Origin of the sequence: Neisseria sp. Marseille-Q2251, from assembly GCF_940793045.1 — a bacterium.
GTDB lineage: Bacteria > Pseudomonadota > Gammaproteobacteria > Burkholderiales > Neisseriaceae > Neisseria.
The window spans coordinates 21984-39829 of sequence record NZ_CALNWV010000005.1 but is presented as its reverse complement, the minus strand read 5'-3'; the positions used below and the strand labels follow the sequence as shown (position 1 = coordinate 39829).

The following is a 17846-nucleotide window of genomic DNA, read 5'->3' as shown; positions in this document are numbered from 1 at the left end:
TCTTTATTTTTCGTTTTGTTTGTACCAGTTGATGAATTCGTCCGGTTTGGCGAAGCCGAGCAAAGGGTCGCTGCGGCGGCCGTCGGCGTGGATGGCGAAAATGCCCGGCGGGCCGTAGATTCCGTATTCTTTGTAGAGTGCCTGATGTTCGGGCGTGTTGGCGGTTACGTCGATTTGGAAGAAGCGTTCCATATCGACGGCTTCATGCACTTGCGGCTGGTTGAGCGTGTAGTTTGCCATTTCTTTGCAGGCAATACACCAGTCGGCATAGAAATCCAAAACGACGGGTTTGTCGGGGTTGGCTTTCAATGCGGCGTCCATGGCGGCTTTAAGTTCGACGACGTCGGTGAACATTTTGCCGTGGTCGGTCGTTTTGCCTGCTTCGGACGGGGGCGAGAGTGTCAGGAAGTGGTGCAGGGCGGTGGTTTGTTTGTTTGCGCTTTGCCAGCCGAACCATGCGCCGCCGATGATGAGCAGGAAGCCTAAAACGGAGGCTGCGGTTTTCAGACGACCTTTTTGTTTGCTAGATTTAATCAGCAACATGATGGCGGGGACGATCATGAGCAGGGTGTAAAGCGCGACAACGAGGTAGTAGGGCAGGTGCGGTGTGGCGAGGTAAACGGCAACGGCAAGCAGGATGAAGCCGAAGGCGTATTTGATGCCGTTCATCCAGTCGCCTGCTTTCGGTAGGACGTGGCCGCCGAATGTGCCGATAAGGATCAGCGGAACGCCGGTGCCGAGTGCTAAGACATACAACGCCAGTCCGCCCAAAACGGCATCACCGGTTTGTCCGATATAGCCCAAGGCGAATCCGAGCGGCGGGGCGACGCAGGGACCGACGATCAGCGCGGAGAGTATGCCCATGACGAAGACGGAGAAGATTTTGCCTCCGGAGAGTTTGCTGCTTTGGTTTTGGAAATAGGATTGGACGGCGTTGGGCAGTTGGATGTTGAAGAGTCCGAACATGGAAAGCGCGAGGACGACCATCAGGCCTGCAGCGGCAAGGACGACCCATGCCTGTTGCAGCCATACGGTCAGAAGCGCGCCTGTCAAGCCTGCGATGACGCCGACCAGCGTGTAGGTCAGTGCCAAACCTTGCACATACGCTACGGACAGCGCGAAGGCGCGACCTTTACCGGCGGTTTTATCGCCGACGATGATGCTGGAGACTATCGGTAAAAGCGGATACATACAGGCGGTAAAGCTCAAGAATACCCCTGCGGTAAAAAACGCCAACAGGTTGGCGTTTAATGTGTCCCACGATAATTTGAAGCGGCTGTTGTCATCGTTTTGCGAGGCTTTAGGCGCGGCGGCGGGGGATGGTTTGGCGGAATCGGGTTGAAGAAAGCGGTCTTTGGCGGATATGGGTTCGTCGCTTTGCGTCTTATACAGGCCGTTGCCTTTAATCTCAAAAGATGTGTCGACGGGCGGGTAACATACGCCGGCTTCGGCACAACCTTGATAAGTCAGCGTCAGCTTGTAGGTCGGCGCGGCTTTTTTGTAAGGCCAGTTGACCTGAGCGGCGCGGTGGAACACGGTTTGTTTGCCGAAAAACTCATCTTCTTTGAGTTCGCCTTTGCTGAAAACCGGTTCGGCCAATACGCCTTCAGGCGCGGTGGCGGCGACGATTTTCGATTGGTACATATAGTAGCCGTCGGCGATTTTGAATTCGACGTTGATGCCTTTGTCGGTAACGTTCACTTGCGGCACGAACGCTTTTTCAGGCGGCAGCAAATCATCCGCGTTCACAGCGAACGCGCTGGAACACAGGGCAAAAAAGGCGGTAAAGAAGTAAAGGAGTTTTTTCATGGCGTCTTCTCTGTGGAAGGGTTAAACAGGCGCATTATAAACGCAGCAGCCGTTTATAGGCCTTAATTTATATTAAAAGCAACGATTGTTTTTTATAGTGGATTAACAAAAATCAGGACAAGGCGACGAAGCCGCAGACAGTACAGATAGTACGGAACCGATTCACTTGGTGCTTCAGCACCTTAGAGAATCGTTCTCTTTGAGCTAAGGCGAGGCAACGCCGTACTGGTTTAAAGTTAATCAACTATATCGTTGCGAGGGGGATTATCGGACTGCCGGATAGATGATGCCCGTCGGATTGTCTCTTTTTCATAGCCGATTGGAACGGGAAAGGTCGTCTGAAAACCTGATTTCACAGGTTTCAGACGACCTTTTCGATTTTTTTTGCTTATTTAAGGGTAAGCAATATAGGCATAAGCCGAGTGGTTGTGTATCGATTCGAAGTTTTCGCTTTCGACGATGAAGCTTTCGATGCGTCCGTCGGCAATGAGCGCGGTGGCTACGTCGCGCACCATGTCTTCCACGAATTTCGGGTTTTCATAGGCTTTTTCGGTAACGTATTTTTCATCGGGGCGTTTGAGCAGGCCGTAAAGCTGGCAGCTTGCCTGCGCTTCCACGCAATCGATGATTTCCTCGATACCGACTTCGGCGTTGGCAGTCAGGCTGACGGTAACGTGCGAGCGTTGGTTGTGCGCGCCGTATTGGGAAATTTCTTTGGAACACGGACACAAAGAGGTCACGGGCACCATAACTTTCAAATTATGGCTGTATGTTCCGTTTTTGATTTCGCCCGTCAGGGTAACGTCGTAGTCCAGCAGGGATTGGATGCCGGAAACAGGTGCGGATTTTTTGCGGAAAAATGGGAAGGAAACGCTGATTTTGCCGGAATGGGAGTCTAAAAGGGCAACCATTTCGGCAGTCAGTTTGTGCAGCCTGTCGAAATCCAAAGCTTCGGTTTGTTGTTCCATCAACGCCACGAAGCGCGACATATGCGTGCCTTTTTGGTCGGCGGGCAGGAAAACCGTCATGGTCAGGCGGGCGACGGTGGATTGGCTGCCTTCGGCGGTATTCAAAGTAATCGGAAAGCGCAGGTCTTTGATACCGACCTGGTTAATCGGCAGATTGCGTAAATCTCGGCTGGATTGCACGTCTGCAATGGCGTTCATGCGTTGTTTGTCCTTAATTGTCGGATTGCTGGGATGTGTGTCGTTTGGAAACGGATTCATGCCGTCCGTTTTGTAAATGCGAGATTATATCACTTGCAAACCGTGTCCGCATTGATTGTTTCTATTTTTCGGATAGTGATAAAATCCTGAATTATTCACATCTTTACAAGGTTGAACCGAGATGAAATTTGCCACCAAAGTCATCCATTCCAGCTACGATTGCGACGAACACAACCGCGCGCTGATGCCGCCGATTTATCAGAACAGTATGTTCGCGCTGCACGAAATCGGCGAGCAGGTTCCCTACCGCTATTCGCGTCTGAGCAATCCGACCCGTCAGGTTTTGGAAGACACGGTTGCCGATTTGGAACGCGGGGCGGCGGGTTTTGCCTTTTCCAGCGGCATGGCGGGCATTGATGCCGTGTGGCGTACATTCCTGCGCCCGGGCGATACCATTGTCGCCGTCACCGATATTTACGGCGGTGCGTATGACTTGCTGGTTGACGTCTATAAAGAGTGGGGCGTAAACGTCGTCTTTGCCGATTTGGGCAACTCCGACCGCTTGGACGAGCTGCTTGCCGCGTACAATGTGAAACTGGTTTGGCTGGAAACTCCGTCCAATCCGCTATTGAGATTGGTGGACATCAAAGCGCTTGCCGCCAAAGCCCACGCCGCCGGCGCGCTCGTCGGCATCGACAACACCTTCGCCACGCCGTATCTGCAACAACCTTTGGAAATGGGCTGCGACATCGTGTTTCACTCCGCCACCAAATACCTTTGCGGACACTCCGACGTATTGATGGGCATCGTCGCCGTCAAAACCAAAGAACTGGCAAAACCGTTGCACGACATGATGGTGCATACCGGTGCGATTGCCGGCCCGATGGACTGCTGGCTGGTGTTGCGCGGCATCAAAACGCTCGCCCTGCGCATGGAAGCGCACTGCAAAAACGCGCTCGACATCGCCCGCCGCCTTGAAGCCCATCCCGCCATAGAAAAAGTGTTTTATCCCGGCCTGCCGTCGCACGAACATTACGAACTGGCGAAAACCCAAATGCCCAAAGGCATAGGCGGCGTGGTAACGGTTTACCTCAAAAACGACACGCGCGAAGCGGCAAACAGCGTGATTAAAAACATGAAACTGGTCAAAATGGCATCCAGCCTCGGCGGTGTCGAAAGTCTGGTCAACCATTGCTATTCCCAGTCCCACAGCGGCGTGCCGCATGATGTGAAAATGGAAATGGGCATCAAAGTCGGCCTGCTGCGCTTCTCCATCGGCATTGAAGAGGTGGACGATATTTGGAACGATATTTCCAAAGCTTTGGATACGACGCTGTAAAGACAAATAGGTCGTCTGAAAAGTGCGTAGCGGGGTTTGCTAAAGCGGTTTCAGACGACCTTTTAGCTGACCTCACGTTAGAAAGGCAAAATCATGAAAACCCTGATCCCCACCCTTATGACCGCAATCATTCTGATCGCCTGTACTTCGCCTGCTGAAAAAACGCAATCATCCCAACCTGTCACGTCGTCTGAAAAACCATCCGAACCGCGTCAAGCGTCAACGTCGGCTTTGGCGGCGAAATGGGTTGTGGTGTCTTTCGATAAATTCACCGAAAAAGATTTGGCGGGCAGAACGGCTTTTTTGGATTTGAGCAAAATGCCCAAGGCACATGGCAAGATGGGTTGTAATCATTTGATGCTCCAAGCAAAAGAAGTCGGTTCGGGCAAAATCGATTTCGGTCCGATTGCGACGTCAATGATGTTGTGTGAAAACATGAAGTTGGAAGAGGCTTTCTTGAACATGAGAAGCGTGTGGAACTATCGTTTCGACGGCGATGATTTGATTTTGGAGCAAAACGGCAAAACCATGCGCCTGCGCCGTGAGCCGTAAATTTTGAGTTTACCGTTAATTATAGTGGATTAAATTTAAATCAGGACAAGGCGACGAAGCCGCAGACAGTACAGATAGTACGGCAAGGCGAGGTAACGCCGTACTGGTTTAAAGTTAATCCACTATATAAAAGGTCGTCTGAAAACCGGATAATCAGGTTTTCAGACGACTTTTCGTCAAGCGAACGGGTATAATACCTTCCGTTTCCCATCCCGCACACACAAGGATCCCCATTATGGCAGCCTCGCCCGAAGCAAAGTTCACCGAAGAAAAAGTCCTGTGGATCAAACACCATACGCCCAAACTGATGACTTTTGCCATCAGCCGCCCTGAATCCTACCGCTTCTCGGCAGGACAGTTTTCGCGGCTCGGGTTTCGCGACGGCGAAGGTTTTATCTGGCGCGCGTATTCCGTCGTGTCCGCCGAATACGCCGACACGCTTGAATATTTTGCCGTTTTGATCGAGGGCGGTCCCATGTCCGCGCGGTTTGCCGCGATGAAAGAGGGCGATACTATTTTGCTAGATAAGACGGCTACCGGCTTCCTCCTGCCCGAACGTTTCCCCGACGGCAAGGACTTGGTCATGCTCTGCACGGGTTCTGGCATCGCGCCTTTCCTTTCCATCATCGAGCAGCCCGAAATCTGGCAGCGTTTCGACCGCTTGATTTTGGCGCACTCGGTTTCTTTCGCCGATGAACTGATTTTCAGACGACGTGTTGAAGCGTTGAAAGACCATCCGCTGATTGGCGAATATTTCCACAAATTCCGCTTTGTCCCAATCACCACGCGCGAGGAAACCGAAGGCGCGTTGAGCGGCAAGCGCATTCCCGAACTGCTGAAAGACGGCAGCCTCGAAGCATACGTGGGATTCAAGTTCACCAAAGCGGATACGCGCTTTATGGTCTGCGGTAATCCCGCCATGGTCAAAGACACATTCCAAGCCCTGATGGACTTGGGCTTCGCCATGCACCGCAACCGCATACCAGGCGAAATCATGATGGAAAACGGGTTTTAAGCCTGACAGTTTGATAAGGTATCGACAGCAGCAAAAAAGGTCGTCTAAAAAACGGTTTGCCGTTTCAGACGACCTTTTGTTTGAATGGTTTTGTAGCCGTCGGTGTGGGCGCGGCTGCTTATTCTTCGCTCGGTTCTTCTACATAATCATCCACTTGTTGTTCGCGGGATTTCTTTTCTTTGTCCTTCTTTTTGTCCTTGTCGGGAATGGCGGCATTGATTAACGCGCCTGTGCCTTTGACGGCGATTTTACCTGCAGTCATGACGGTAGTTGCTGCCAGATTGACGGCGCTGGTGACGATACAGCCGCTGAGTGCTAAACTGAGGAACACGGGAAGTAGAAGGACTTTTATGGTCATCAGTGTTCGCATCCGCATTGATGGTCGTGGTGTCCGCCGCTGCATCCGGAAGCCGCTTCGTGCCAGCTTTCGTCGTCGCCGTCGAATTCTTCCATTTCGTCAAATTCGCCGTTTTCAACCAGCGCGACAAGCTCTTCGAGGCTTTGCGCGCCTTCGACCCAAAAGCAGGGAATATCGGGCGGCGTATCGGGGGCGAGTAGGGCGGCGGTTTGGTCATGCCACGCAATCCAATAGCCGTTTTCGGTGTGAACGAATTGGGCATCGGGATGAATGGTTTCGCCGGTCGTTCCGATCAGCATTCTTTCGGCAATGTCGGCTTGGTAGGGTTGAATCTGCATGATGGGCTTTCTGTGAACAAAATCTGCTTTATTGTAACGAAAATCCATGGCGGATTAAATCGTCTTTCGATATGGGGCGATTTGGGATGGAATATAGAATCAACGGTTTCTGTACAAAAGGTCGTCTGAAAATAAGTTCGGCAGATGGTGTGCAAACACTAAACCAATAAAACTGACCCAATAAAAAAGCAGCCCGTTTCAGGCTGCTTTTTGCGTTATGGGATGTAACGCGTCAAATTTATACCACTTCGGCTTTGGTGATGACGACAGGTTCGGTCGGTACGTCGTCGTGGTAGCCGTGGCGTTTGGTGGCGACGCCTTCAATGGCATCGACTACATCAAAACCATCGACCACTTTGCCGAATACGGCGTAGCCCCAGTCTTGGACGACGGTTTTGCCGTACAGTTCTTTAGAACGGAAGTTCAGGAAGGCGTTGTCGGCGGTGTTGATGAAGAATTGCGCGCTGGCAGAATGCGGGTCGGAAGTACGCGCCATAGCGATGGTGTATTTCTCGTTGGGCAGGCCGTTGGACGCTTCGTTTTGAATCGGCTCGCGGGTTTCTTTTTCGTTCATGTTCTCGTCCATGCCGCCGCCTTGAATCATGAAACCTTTGATGACGCGGTGGAAGATTACGCCGTCGTAGAAGCCGTCTTTGACGTATTGCTCGAAGTTTTTGGCGGTAACGGGGGCTTTGTCGAAATCGAGTTCGATTTTGATGTCGCCTTTGTTAGTGTGCAGGATAATCATGGGTTTCCTTTCGTTAAGAATCTTTTTGGAAATGGTGCTGGGCGGAAAAACTTCAAGGTCGTCTGAAAAATATTCTTTCAGACGACCTTGGCTAGGGTTTTACGGGTTTACGGCATCAGGACGAAATAAGCCCACAGCGCAACCAATACGATACAGAGGACGTTCAGCAGCAAGCCGACGTTCATCATTTCTCGTTGCTTAATCAAGCCGGTACCGAACACAATAGCGTTGGGCGGCGTGGCAACCGGCAGCATGAAGGCACAAGATGCGCCGATGCCGATAACGAATACCAAAACTTGTTCAGGCAGCCCCATTTGCGTGGCGATGCTGGCGAAAATGGGTACGAGCAGCGCGGCAGAAGCGGTGTTACTGGTGAACTCGGTCAGGAAGATGATGAAGGCGGCAACCACGAAAATCACCAGTAATGCAGGCGAATGGGAGAAAGTGGAGGCAACCTGCTGACCCAATGCTTCGGATGCGCCGGAAGATTGCAGCAGCGCGCTCAAGCTGATACCACCGCCGAAGAGCATCAATACACCCCAGTCGGTATTGCGGGCGACTTCTTTCCATTGCGCCACGCCGAATACGACGACGGCGACGGCGGCAATCAGGGCGATGACAGTATCGGGGTTGGAAATACCGAACGCTTCTTTGATTTTGGAACTGAATACCCAAGCCACGGCAGCAGCCAAGAAAATCAACAGCGCGATCACGCGGTGCAGCGTCCACGGAATAGATTCGGCTTTAACTTCGACGCGCTCGTTCAGATTAGGCTTGAGGATGACGTACATGGAGAACAGCATCAGCGGCAGAATCAACAACATCATTGGCAAGCCGAGTTTCATCCAGCCGACGAAGTCCAGATTCAGAGCTTTGGCGGCAATCATGTTAGGCGGCGAACCGACCACGGTACCCAAACCACCGATACTGGCGCAGTAGGCGATGCCGAGTAAGACGAAAACATAGGTTTTGCGTTCTTTTTCTTGGTCGAGGTGGCTCATCATACCCATTGCCAAAGGCAGCATCATGGCGGCGGTGGCGGTATTGCTGATCCACATGGACAGGAAGGCAGTAACGATAAACAACATCAACACCGCGACTTTCATATTGCCGCGCGACAGGCGCAGGAGGCTGACGGCGATTTTACGGTCGAGACGCTGCATGTGCAGGGCGGTAGCAAGCGCGAAGCCGCCGAAGAAGATGTAAATCGTCGGATCGGCAAAGCCCGCCATCGCTTTTTTGATGTCCATATCGGGGAAGCCGAGCACGACGGCGAGAATCGGCACCATCAATGCGGTTACCGTGATGTGGACGGCTTCGGTAAACCAAAGCGCGGCAACGAAAATCAACAGCGCGATGCCTTTGTTGGCATCGGTACTGTACGGCAGGATGTGGTAAATGCCGAAACAGACGACGGCGGAGATGATGGTGGTCAGCAGACCTTTAAAGTCGGTAATCGGCTTTTGCGCACTGAGTAACTCGACATTCTCAGGATGCTGGGTTTTGTCCTTTGCATGTAAGTCCATGGAGTATTCCTCTGAAGCATAACGTGAAATCACTAAAACCGCGGATGCTTGGGCTCATCGCCTGACATTGCTTTTTTATTGATTTCACTGAATCGGTTTTTCTTGTTTCCCGCGTCGGGACGTTCGCAGGCTTTGGATTTCAGTCAAAAAAAGCCGTGCAGCATGGCGACGAGTATATTTGTAATCGCGTGTAGTGTAAATATAATGTTAACAATCGGGCGCGGTTTTTACGAAAACGGATTGATGGGAAACTAAAAATATCTATTTGTTGATTTTCAGACGACCTCCTTTGTAGTTAAAGCGTTAAGGTCGTCTGAAATGCCTAAAACATGCCGTTATCGTGATATGATGCCGCATCTTTAACGACGCCGTCACGTCAATGAAAAAAATATTCAAAATCTTCCTGAAAGCACTGTTGGCGTTTATCATCGCCGCCATCCTTTACTTTGCCGCCGCCTACATCCTCGGTAAAATTCCACAAGACGGCACCGCCTCCGACGGCGACGTCACACTTTACCTGAACAGCAACGGCGTACACGCCGACATCGTCATGCCGCTTTCAGACGACCTTTTCGACTGGACCAGCATCATCAATCCTGCCGACAGCCCCGCAGGGCAAGGCGATGCGCCCATCCGCTACGTCGGCATAGGCTGGGGCGAGCGCAATTTCTATTTGAACACGCCGCAGTGGTCGGATTTGACCGCCTCTACGGCAGTACAGGCGTTAAGCGGGGTCAACAGCACGCTGATTCACGCCATCTACTACCGCGAGTCGCCGCGCGAAGGCGAAAATACCGTCAAATTTACCGTCAGTCGCGAACAATACCGCCGCCTGAGTGCCAACCTGATGCGCCATTTCAAATTGAAAGCAGGCAAAGCCATCCCCGTCGCCGGTGCGCATTACAGCGCTGACGACGCATTCTACGAGGCAGAAGGACGCTACCATCTTTTCAATACGTGCAACAGCTGGCTCAACCGCCGCCTGACCGAAAGCGGCATCAACGGCGTCGTTTGGACACCGTTCCCCGATCCGCTGCTCGACAGCCATCGTACCAATACAGCAGAAAAACCATGAAAACCCTGACCATCCGCCATCTCACGCTCGGCAGCGGACAGCCGAAAATCGCCGTTCCCTTAGTTGCCCGAGACGAAGCAGCCTTATCCGCCGCCCTGAAAAATCTCGAACACGCCTGTTTCGATATTATCGAGTTCAGAGCCGACTATTTCGCCCAAGCAGGCAACCCCGAATACCTGCTTGCGCAAGCCGCCGCAGTGCGCCATGTGTTTCCCGAAACCCCGCTGCTGTTTACCTTCAGACGCGCGGAGGAAGGCGGCGAATACCCTTGCAGCAAAGCGTATTATTTCGAGTTGCTCGATAAAGCCGCCGCTTCAGACATCATCGACATCATCGACATCGAACTTTCCGCCGGAGAAAGCGAAGTCCGCCAAGCGGTTGCCGCAGCCAAAGCGCACAACACCACCGTCCTGATGAGCAACCACGATTTCCATCAAACGCCCGCCAAATCGGACATCACAGGTCGTCTGAAAAAAATGGAAGAGGCAGGCGCAGACATCTGCAAAATCGCCGTGATGCCCCAAAGCCCCGCCGATGTCCTGACGCTTTTGGATGCTACTTGGGAAGCACGTCAAACTGCAAACCGCCCGATTGTTACCATCTCCATGGGCAAACTCGGACTCATCAGCCGCATCGCAGGTTCAACCTTCGGCTCCACCATCACGTTCGGCACTGCAGGAACCGCCTCCGCCCCCGGCCAGCTCGATTCCGCCAGCCTGAAAAACATCTTGGATGTTTTGGAAAACAGCGGCGTTGCCGGATAACCATAAATACAAAAAGATAAAAGGTCGTCTGAAACAGCGTTCAGACGACCTTTGTAGGATATTCCGCTATAATGGCGGCAAAATTTGAATAGAAAAGGAAAATTATGAACCGTCTGTACCCCCACCCGATTATCGCCCGCGAGGGCTGGCCGTTTATCGGCGGCGGTTTGGTATTGAGTTTGCTGGTGTCCGCCTGCTGCGGCTGGTGGTCGCTGCCGTTTTGGATTTTCACCGTATTTGCCCTGCAATTTTTCCGCGATCCCGCACGCGAAATCCCGCAAGACCCCGAAGCGATTTTAAGCCCCGTTGACGGACGCATCGTCGTCGTCGAACGCGCGCGCGATCCTTACCGTGATACCGAAGCGTTGAAAATCAGCGTGTTCATGAACGTCTTCAACGTCCACTCGCAAAAATCGCCTGCCGACTGCACCGTGACAGCCGTCGAATACAATAAAGGTAAATTCCTAAATGCCGACTTGGACAAAGCCAGTACCGAAAACGAACGCAACGCCGTACTGGCGACCACTGCTTCAGGCCGCGAAATCACCTTCGTCCAAGTCGCAGGCTTGGTTGCCCGCCGTATTTTGTGTTACACCAAAGTGGGCGAGAAACTGACCCGCGGAGAACGCTACGGCTTTATCCGCTTCGGTTCGCGCGTTGATATGTATCTGCCGGTTGACGCGCAGGCACAAGTTGCCATCGGCGACAAAGTCACCGGCGTGAACACCGTTTTGGCGCGCCTGCCGCTCCAAGCTCCGGAAGCTGCCGCACCGACTGAAACACCGCCGCCTGCCGCTGCACAAACGGAAACGCCTGTTTCAGCGCAAACCGTTTCAACACAAACCGCTCCGGTGCAAACCGTTTCCGAAGTTGCACAATCCGAAATCGAAGCGGCTGCCGATAAAGTCCGCAATGCCGTAGAGCAGTCATTGAAAGACTGACGGCTGAAAGCTGAATAATGAGGTCGTTTGAAAACCTTTTCAGACGACCTTGTTTTATCAGAAACGGTAAATACGGTATAATTTGAACCCAACACACATTACACCCGACGGATTGATTCCCCGTCGGTTTTCCCTTTTCAGACGACCTATACCGAATATCAAAAATCCATCCATGACCGCAAAATCCTCTAAAACCGCATCAAAGCCGAAAGCCAAAACAAACGCCAAACCGACTACGCGCCGTCAAAGCCAAACGAAGGCGCAGACCGAGCCGAACAAGGTTTCCGAGCGTTTGAAGGCTGCCAAAGCGTTGCAAAAAAATGAAGAAAAAAAAGCGCGCCCCGAACACGTTGTTAATCTGATTAACGACGCGCTGTGGCTCTTCGGGCTGATGGTAACGGTCTTCATCGCCATTTCCCTCGCCAGCTTCAAAATGACCGACCCCGCATGGTCGCGCAGTGTGCCGAAACCGGACGGCATCGCCAACTTCGGCGGGCTGTTCGGCGCGTATGTTTCCGATGTCGGCTATTATCTCTTTGGTTTGTCGTTTTGGTGGTGGATCGCCGCTTCGTGCGTTTTCCTCTATAAAAATTTCCGCCCGCTGCAAAAGCGTGAAAACTACAAATCCTACAACCACGGCGTTGCCGCGCTGGCTTTGTTCCTGCTTTTGGTGTGCAGCCCGATTCTCGAATACTTCACCCTTCAAAATACCTTGGACGAAACCCTGCCTGTCGGTGCGGGCGGTTTGGTCGGTGCTTTGGCAGGTTCGGGCTTGGCTTGGCTGTTGGGCAAATCAGGCAGCCTGCTGATTATGTGCGTCATGCTGCTGCTTTCTGTTTCCTTGCTTGCGCAAGTGTCTTGGCTGGAAGTCATGGCGAAAACAGGACGCAATACCGAAAGCCTGTTTTCAGGCATTTGGGGTCGTCTGAAAAAGACATTGGGCAGACGAAAAGACGACGGCTCGACCGCCGAAGCATTGGAAACGGAAAACACCCGCCGCATGGTGAAAGAAGCCAAAAACATCACCGCCACGCCCGTTGCCCCGCTTGCAGGCAGCACCAGCAACCGCAAATCCGTCGCGGTCTCCGTTGCGCCGCCGCCCAAAATTCAGGCTTCTTTGTTTGAAGACAACGAGTCGCAACAGACAGGCGAATACCACAAACCCAGCATGAGCCTGCTGCGCCTGCCCAACGGAGAACCCGTCAGCATCAATCCTGCCGAATTGGAGCGCACTGCCGAACTGATTGAGTCCAAGCTGGCAGAATTCGGCATCGGCGTGCAAGTTGTGTCCGCCACTTCCGGCCCTGTGATTACGCGTTATGAAATCGAACCCGCGCAAGGCATAAAAGGCAGCCAAATCGTTGCTTTGTCTAAAGACTTGGCGCGTTCCATGTCGCTTCAAGCCGTGCGCATCGTGGAAACCATTGCGGGCAAAAACACGATGGGTATCGAGTTGCCCAACGAAAAACGCCAAGATGTGATGTTGAGCGAAATCTTGTCTTCGCCCGTGTTTACCGAAGCCAAATCCAAGCTGACCGTTGCGTTGGGCAAAGACATCGCTGGTACGCCCGTCGTCGGCGATTTGGCAAAAATGCCGCATCTTTTGGTCGCCGGTATGACCGGTTCGGGTAAATCCGTCGGCGTGAACGGCATGATTATGTCCATGCTTTTCAAAGCCACGCCCGACGAAGTCCGCTTTATTATGATTGACCCGAAAATGCTCGAATTGAGCATTTACGACGGCATTCCGCATTTACTTTGCCCTGTCGTTACCGATATGCGCGAAGCGGGGCAGGCGTTGAACTGGTGTGTCGCCGAAATGGAAAAACGCTACCGCCTGCTTTCCCACGCCGGCGTGCGCAACTTGGAAGGCTTCAACCAAAAAGTCGAAGCCGCCAAAGCATCGGGCAAACCCATGCCCAACCCGTTCAGCCTGAATCCGGACGATCCCGAACCGCTGGAAAAACTGCCGATGATTGTGGTCGTTATCGACGAGTTGGCAGACCTGATGATGACCGAACGCAAAGCCGTCGAGCAACAAATCGCCCGCCTCGCCCAGAAAGCGCGCGCCGCCGGTATCCATATGATTGTCGCGACTCAGCGTCCGAGCGTCGATGTCGTCACAGGCCTGATTAAGGCCAACATCCCGACGCGTATGGCGTTTACCGTACAAAGTAAAATCGACAGCCGCACCATCCTCGACCAGATGGGCGCGGACGAGCTGCTGAAATACGGCGACTCCCTGTTCCTGCAACCGGGTAGCGCCGAGCCGACCCGCCTGCAAGGCGCGTTCGTTTCAGACGACGAAGTGCATCAAGTCGTCAACTACGTCAAATCGCAAGCCCCTGCCGACTATATCGAAGGTCTGCTCAGTGGTGAGGCCGCGCTGGAAACCACCAATATCGTCAATCCGAATGCGGGCAGCGACGAATTGTTCGACCAAGCCGTCGCCTACATTTTGGAAAGCAAAAAAACTTCCATCTCCTCCCTGCAACGCCAGTTGCGCATCGGCTACAACCGCGCCGCCAACCTGATGGAAGCGCTCGAAAACGCCGGTGTCGTTTCCCCCGCAGACATCAACGGCAGCCGCAGGATTTTGTCGCAAAAAGACCAGTTGTGATCTCAATAATTACCAAAGGTCGTCTGAAAACTGGTTATATCTGTTTTCAGACGACCTTTTTATGATGTCGGATTCAATACCTTATTTTATCGCGGCAAAATCAGCCCGCCTTTCGACGATATAGTGAATTAAATTTAAATCAGGACAAGGCGAGGCAACGCCGTGCTGGTTTAAAGTTAATCCACTATATTATCCAGTCAATCAAACATTGTGATATACTAGCCAGCTAATTTTCCTGCCTTTTGCAAGCAACGGACGATAAAAGCCCTGATGGGTCGGAGCCGCTTTTGCAGTCATCATTGGCAAAAGGATTCCCATTTTTATTTAACACAACAAATTAAGGTCTTACGATGAGCGTAACTGTTGAAACTTTAGAAAATCTGGAACGCAAAGTAGTGCTGTCTCTGCCTTGGTCCGAAATCAACGCAGAAACCGATAAAAAACTGAAACAAACCCAACGCCGTGCAAAAATCGACGGTTTCCGTCCGGGTAAAGCACCTTTAAAAATGATTGCCCAAATGTACGGTGCAAGCGCTCAAAATGAAGTCATCAATGAAATGGTTCAACGCCGCTTCTACGATGTTGCCGTTGCCCAAGAATTGAAAGTTGCCGGCTATCCGCGTTTCGAAGGCGTTGAAGAACAAGACGATAAAGAATCCCTGAAAATCGCTGCGATTTTCGAAGTGTTCCCTGAAGTCGTTATCGGCGATTTGTCTGCACAAGAAGTCGAAAAAGTAACCGCTTCCGTCGGCGATGTCGAAGTGGACCAAACCGTAGAAATCCTGCGCAAACAACGCACCCGCTTCAACCATGTTGAGCGCGAAGCCCAAAACGGCGACCGCGTCATCATCGACTTCGAAGGCAAAATCGACGGCGAACCTTTTGCAGGCGGCGCATCCAAAAACTACGCCTTCGTATTGGGCGCAGGTCAAATGCTGCCTGAATTTGAAGCAGGTGTAGTCGGTATGAAGGCAGGCGAAAGCAAAGACGTTACCGTCAATTTCCCCGAAGACTACCACGGTAAAGACGTTGCCGGTAAATCCGCTGTCTTCACCATCACATTGAACAACGTATCCGAACCCACTCTGCCTGAAGTCGATGCCGACTTCGCCAAAGCATTGGGTATCGCCGACGGCGACGTTGCCAAAATGCGCGAAGAAGTGAAGAAAAACGTAGGCCGCGAAGTTGAACGCCGCGTGAACGAACAAACCAAAGAATCTGTAATGAGCGCGCTGCTCAAAGCCGTAGAGCTGAAAGCGCCTGTGGCTTTGGTAAATGAAGAAGCCGCCCGCTTGGCAAACGAAATGAAACAAAACTTTGTCAACCAAGGCATGGCTGACGCTGCCAACTTGGATCTGCCTTTGGACATGTTCAAAGAGCAAGCCGAACGCCGCGTATCTCTGGGCTTGATTTTGGCAAAACTGGTTGACGAAAACAAACTGGAACCAACTGAAGAGCAAATCAAAGCTGTTGTTGCCAACTTCGCAGAAAGCTACGAAGATCCTCAAGAAGTGATCGACTGGTACTACGCAGAGCCTTCCCGCCTGCAAGGTCCGACTTCTTTGGCAGTAGAAAGCAACGTTGTTGATTTCGTTTTGGGCAAAGCCAAAGTAACCGAAAAAGCTTTGTCTTTTGACGAAGTGATGGGCGCACAAGCCTAATCATCTTCAAAAGGTCGTCTGAAACAGACAACTTGAAAGCACCAAAGCGTTCCTTTGGTGCTTTCGCAACATTGACAGGAGACAAAAATGTCCTTCGATTTCAATAATTACCTCGTTCCTACCGTTATCGAACAAAGCGGACGCGGCGAGCGTGCATTTGATATTTACTCGCGCCTTTTGAAAGAGCGCATCGTATTTTTGATCGGCCCGGTAACCGACGAGTCCGCCAATTTGGTGGTTGCCCAGCTGTTGTTTTTGGAAAGTGAAAATCCGGACAAAGATATTTTCTTCTATATCAATTCTCCCGGCGGTTCAGTAACGGCAGGTATGTCGATTTACGACACCATGAATTTCATCAAGCCCAACGTCTCCACTTTGTGCTTGGGACAAGCGGCAAGCATGGGCGCATTCCTGCTCTCGGCAGGAGAGAAAGGCAAACGTTTCGCCCTGCCGAACAGCCGTATCATGATTCACCAGCCTTTGATCAGCGGCGGTTTGGGCGGTCAGGCATCCGACATTGAAATCCATGCCCGCGAGCTGTTGAAAATCAAAGAGAAACTCAACCGCCTGATGGCGAAACACTGCGGCCGCGACTTGGCAGATTTGGAACGCGACACCGACCGCGACAACTTCATGTCCGCCGAAGAAGCCAAAGAATACGGCTTGATTGACCAAGTTCTGGAAAATCGCGCTTCTTTGCAGGCTTAAGATTCTAATTGGATTGATTCAGAGGACGCTGCTGATTATTCAGATATTGCGTTATGTAATCAGTGGCTTTCTTGATGAAACTGCTTGGGTAGGAAAAGAGCGGTTTGGTTGGGACGCTGCTGACGACGGTGTTTGAATGGATTTGACGAAAAGGTCGTCTGAAAACTTGAAAGACAGGTTTTCAGACGACCTTTTTGATTTGCTGTATTGGAATTGAGATTACGTTAACGACTTTGGTTTGCTTTGTCGTCTTGTCTTAATGGATAAAGAATCCCGCTGTATGCCTTATTCCGTAAAGAAAGTATGCGCGCCGAGATAATGTTTGGCGTAATACGGGCTGGAGAGTTTTTCGGTTTTGATGGTTTTGCCGCTGCTTGGGGCGTGGATAAATTCGCCGTTGCCGATGTAGAGACCGACGTGGGAATATTGGGATGAACCGCCTGTGTTAAAAAAGACGAGGTCGCCGGCTTTTAATTGGTTGTCGGGGATTTTGCGGCTGGCTGCCGCCATGTCGCGGGCGGTTCGCGGGAGGCTGACACCGAGGGCGTTTTTATAGACGAATTGAATCATGCCGCTGCAGTCGAAGCCGGTGGCAGTGCTGCTGCCGCCCCATCTGTAAGGCGTGCCGACTAGCCCCATGCTGTGCAGCATAAGTTCTTGCGAGCCTTGAGTGCGGTCGATGTTGCCGATGCGGACGGGTTGGACGGTTCGGGCGGTGGTGTGGGTTTTGGTCTTTGGATGATGTTTGCCGGAAAAAAGGCCGCAGGAGGCGAGGGGCAGGATGATGGCGGCGGTCAGGGCGGTGCGGATAATCGGTTTCATGGGATTCCTTTTTAGGGGCGTTTCAGACGAGGTCTGCATGAGGTCGTCTGAAAAAGGTTTTTCTGTTTCTACGAATATGGGCGTAAAGAACGGAAGGGCGAGAAAAACGAAAAATACGGTTTGGCGCAGATGAGTGAGCAGACTGGTTTGTTTTTGATAATGTTCGGTTTTATCGGCAGGCTAATGTATAGTGGATTAACTTTAAACCAGTACGGCGTTGCCTCGCCTTGCCGTACTATCTGTACTGTCTGCGGCTTCGTCGCCTTGTCCTGATTTAAATTTAATCCACTATATTGCGGGTTGAAAACGAGTCCGTGGCTTTGTGCGGTAACTTGATATTGTGTCGGGTCGATGTTTGTGCAGTTTGTCTTGAGGTCGTCTGAAAACTTGAAATACAGGTTTTC

15 protein-coding genes and 1 pseudogene are annotated in these 17846 nt (G+C 51.9%); 9 read left to right on the top strand and 7 right to left on the bottom strand.

All coding sequences use genetic code 11. The features are described 5' to 3' along the window. Positions 1-3 precede the first annotated feature (3 nt). On the bottom strand, positions 4-1809 hold the full coding sequence (gene dsbD / locus AAG834_RS03435) for a protein-disulfide reductase DsbD (RefSeq protein WP_342031263.1): 1806 nt from the start codon (positions 1807-1809) through the stop codon (positions 4-6). Between the two features lie 392 nt (positions 1810-2201). Further along, positions 2202-2975, bottom strand: coding sequence for a GTP cyclohydrolase FolE2 (folE2, locus tag AAG834_RS03430; RefSeq protein ID WP_049227827.1), 774 nt, complete (start codon positions 2973-2975; stop codon positions 2202-2204). A gap of 181 nt (positions 2976-3156) precedes the next feature. Between folE2 and AAG834_RS03425 the strand changes: the two genes are divergently transcribed. The 3 genes from AAG834_RS03425 to AAG834_RS03410 all read left to right on the top strand — a co-directional run bounded on the left by AAG834_RS03425 (position 3157) and on the right by AAG834_RS03410 (position 5881). Further along, positions 3157-4314 carry a trans-sulfuration enzyme family protein gene (locus AAG834_RS03425; RefSeq protein ID WP_070514938.1) on the top strand — a complete coding sequence of 386 codons (1158 nt, stop codon included), beginning with the start codon at positions 3157-3159 and terminating at the stop codon, positions 4312-4314. A 93-nt stretch (positions 4315-4407) separates the two neighbouring features. Then, complete coding sequence (locus tag AAG834_RS03420; protein WP_342031262.1) at positions 4408-4866, top strand: META domain-containing protein; 459 nt, start codon at positions 4408-4410, stop codon at positions 4864-4866. A 235-nt stretch (positions 4867-5101) separates the two neighbouring features. Then, positions 5102-5881: a ferredoxin--NADP reductase gene (locus AAG834_RS03410; protein WP_342031261.1), complete on the top strand. Its 780-nt coding sequence runs from the start codon at positions 5102-5104 to the stop codon at positions 5879-5881. Between the two features lie 118 nt (positions 5882-5999). Here the strand turns inward: AAG834_RS03410 and AAG834_RS03405 are convergent, their stop codons facing one another. The 4 genes from AAG834_RS03405 to AAG834_RS03390 form a co-directional block, all read right to left on the bottom strand. Beyond that, a complete protein-coding gene (locus AAG834_RS03405; protein ID WP_070514942.1) occupies positions 6000-6239 on the bottom strand; it encodes an NF038104 family lipoprotein in 240 nt (79 codons plus the stop codon). Then, positions 6239-6577, bottom strand: coding sequence for a hypothetical protein (locus tag AAG834_RS03400; RefSeq protein WP_003759680.1), 339 nt, complete (start codon positions 6575-6577; stop codon positions 6239-6241). Before AAG834_RS03400 ends, AAG834_RS03405 begins: the two co-directional genes overlap by 1 nt. A 238-nt stretch (positions 6578-6815) precedes the next feature. Next, a complete protein-coding gene (locus AAG834_RS03395; protein WP_003743061.1) occupies positions 6816-7325 on the bottom strand; it encodes a peptidylprolyl isomerase in 510 nt (169 codons plus the stop codon). A gap of 107 nt (positions 7326-7432) precedes the next feature. After that, positions 7433-8851 carry an SLC13 family permease gene (locus AAG834_RS03390; RefSeq protein WP_308905590.1) on the bottom strand — a complete coding sequence of 473 codons (1419 nt, stop codon included), beginning with the start codon at positions 8849-8851 and terminating at the stop codon, positions 7433-7435. Positions 8852-9230: 379 nt separating this feature from the next. On the opposite strand from AAG834_RS03390, the gene AAG834_RS03385 reads away from it, so the two are divergent. The 6 genes and pseudogenes from AAG834_RS03385 (at position 9231) to clpP (ending at position 16620) form a co-directional block, all read left to right on the top strand. Then, on the top strand, positions 9231-9926 hold the full coding sequence (locus tag AAG834_RS03385; protein ID WP_009311526.1) for a TIGR02117 family protein: 696 nt from the start codon (positions 9231-9233) through the stop codon (positions 9924-9926). Beyond that, positions 9923-10690 (top strand): type I 3-dehydroquinate dehydratase, encoded by a 768-nt coding sequence (gene aroD, locus AAG834_RS03380; protein ID WP_070514946.1) that lies wholly within the window; start codon positions 9923-9925, stop codon positions 10688-10690. The genes AAG834_RS03385 and aroD overlap by 4 nt, the downstream gene beginning before the upstream one ends. Positions 10691-10794: 104 nt before the next feature. Continuing rightward, positions 10795-11631, top strand: a complete 837-nt coding sequence (locus AAG834_RS03375) for a phosphatidylserine decarboxylase (protein WP_342031260.1) — start codon at positions 10795-10797, stop codon at positions 11629-11631. Positions 11632-11902: 271 nt separating this feature from the next. After that, positions 11903-14251, top strand: a pseudogene (locus tag AAG834_RS03370) (DNA translocase FtsK); the annotation flags it as partial. A gap of 350 nt (positions 14252-14601) precedes the next feature. Continuing rightward, a complete protein-coding gene (tig, locus tag AAG834_RS03365) occupies positions 14602-15912 on the top strand; it encodes a trigger factor (RefSeq protein ID WP_342031258.1) in 1311 nt (436 codons plus the stop codon). An 87-nt stretch (positions 15913-15999) separates the two neighbouring features. Beyond that, complete coding sequence (gene clpP / locus AAG834_RS03360; protein ID WP_003742152.1) at positions 16000-16620, top strand: ATP-dependent Clp endopeptidase proteolytic subunit ClpP; 621 nt, start codon at positions 16000-16002, stop codon at positions 16618-16620. Between the two features lie 285 nt (positions 16621-16905). Here clpP and AAG834_RS03355 read toward each other — a convergent pair whose 3' ends face one another. Further along, a complete protein-coding gene (locus AAG834_RS03355) occupies positions 16906-17442 on the bottom strand; it encodes a C40 family peptidase (RefSeq protein ID WP_342031257.1) in 537 nt (178 codons plus the stop codon). Positions 17443-17846: the final 404 nt, after the last annotated feature.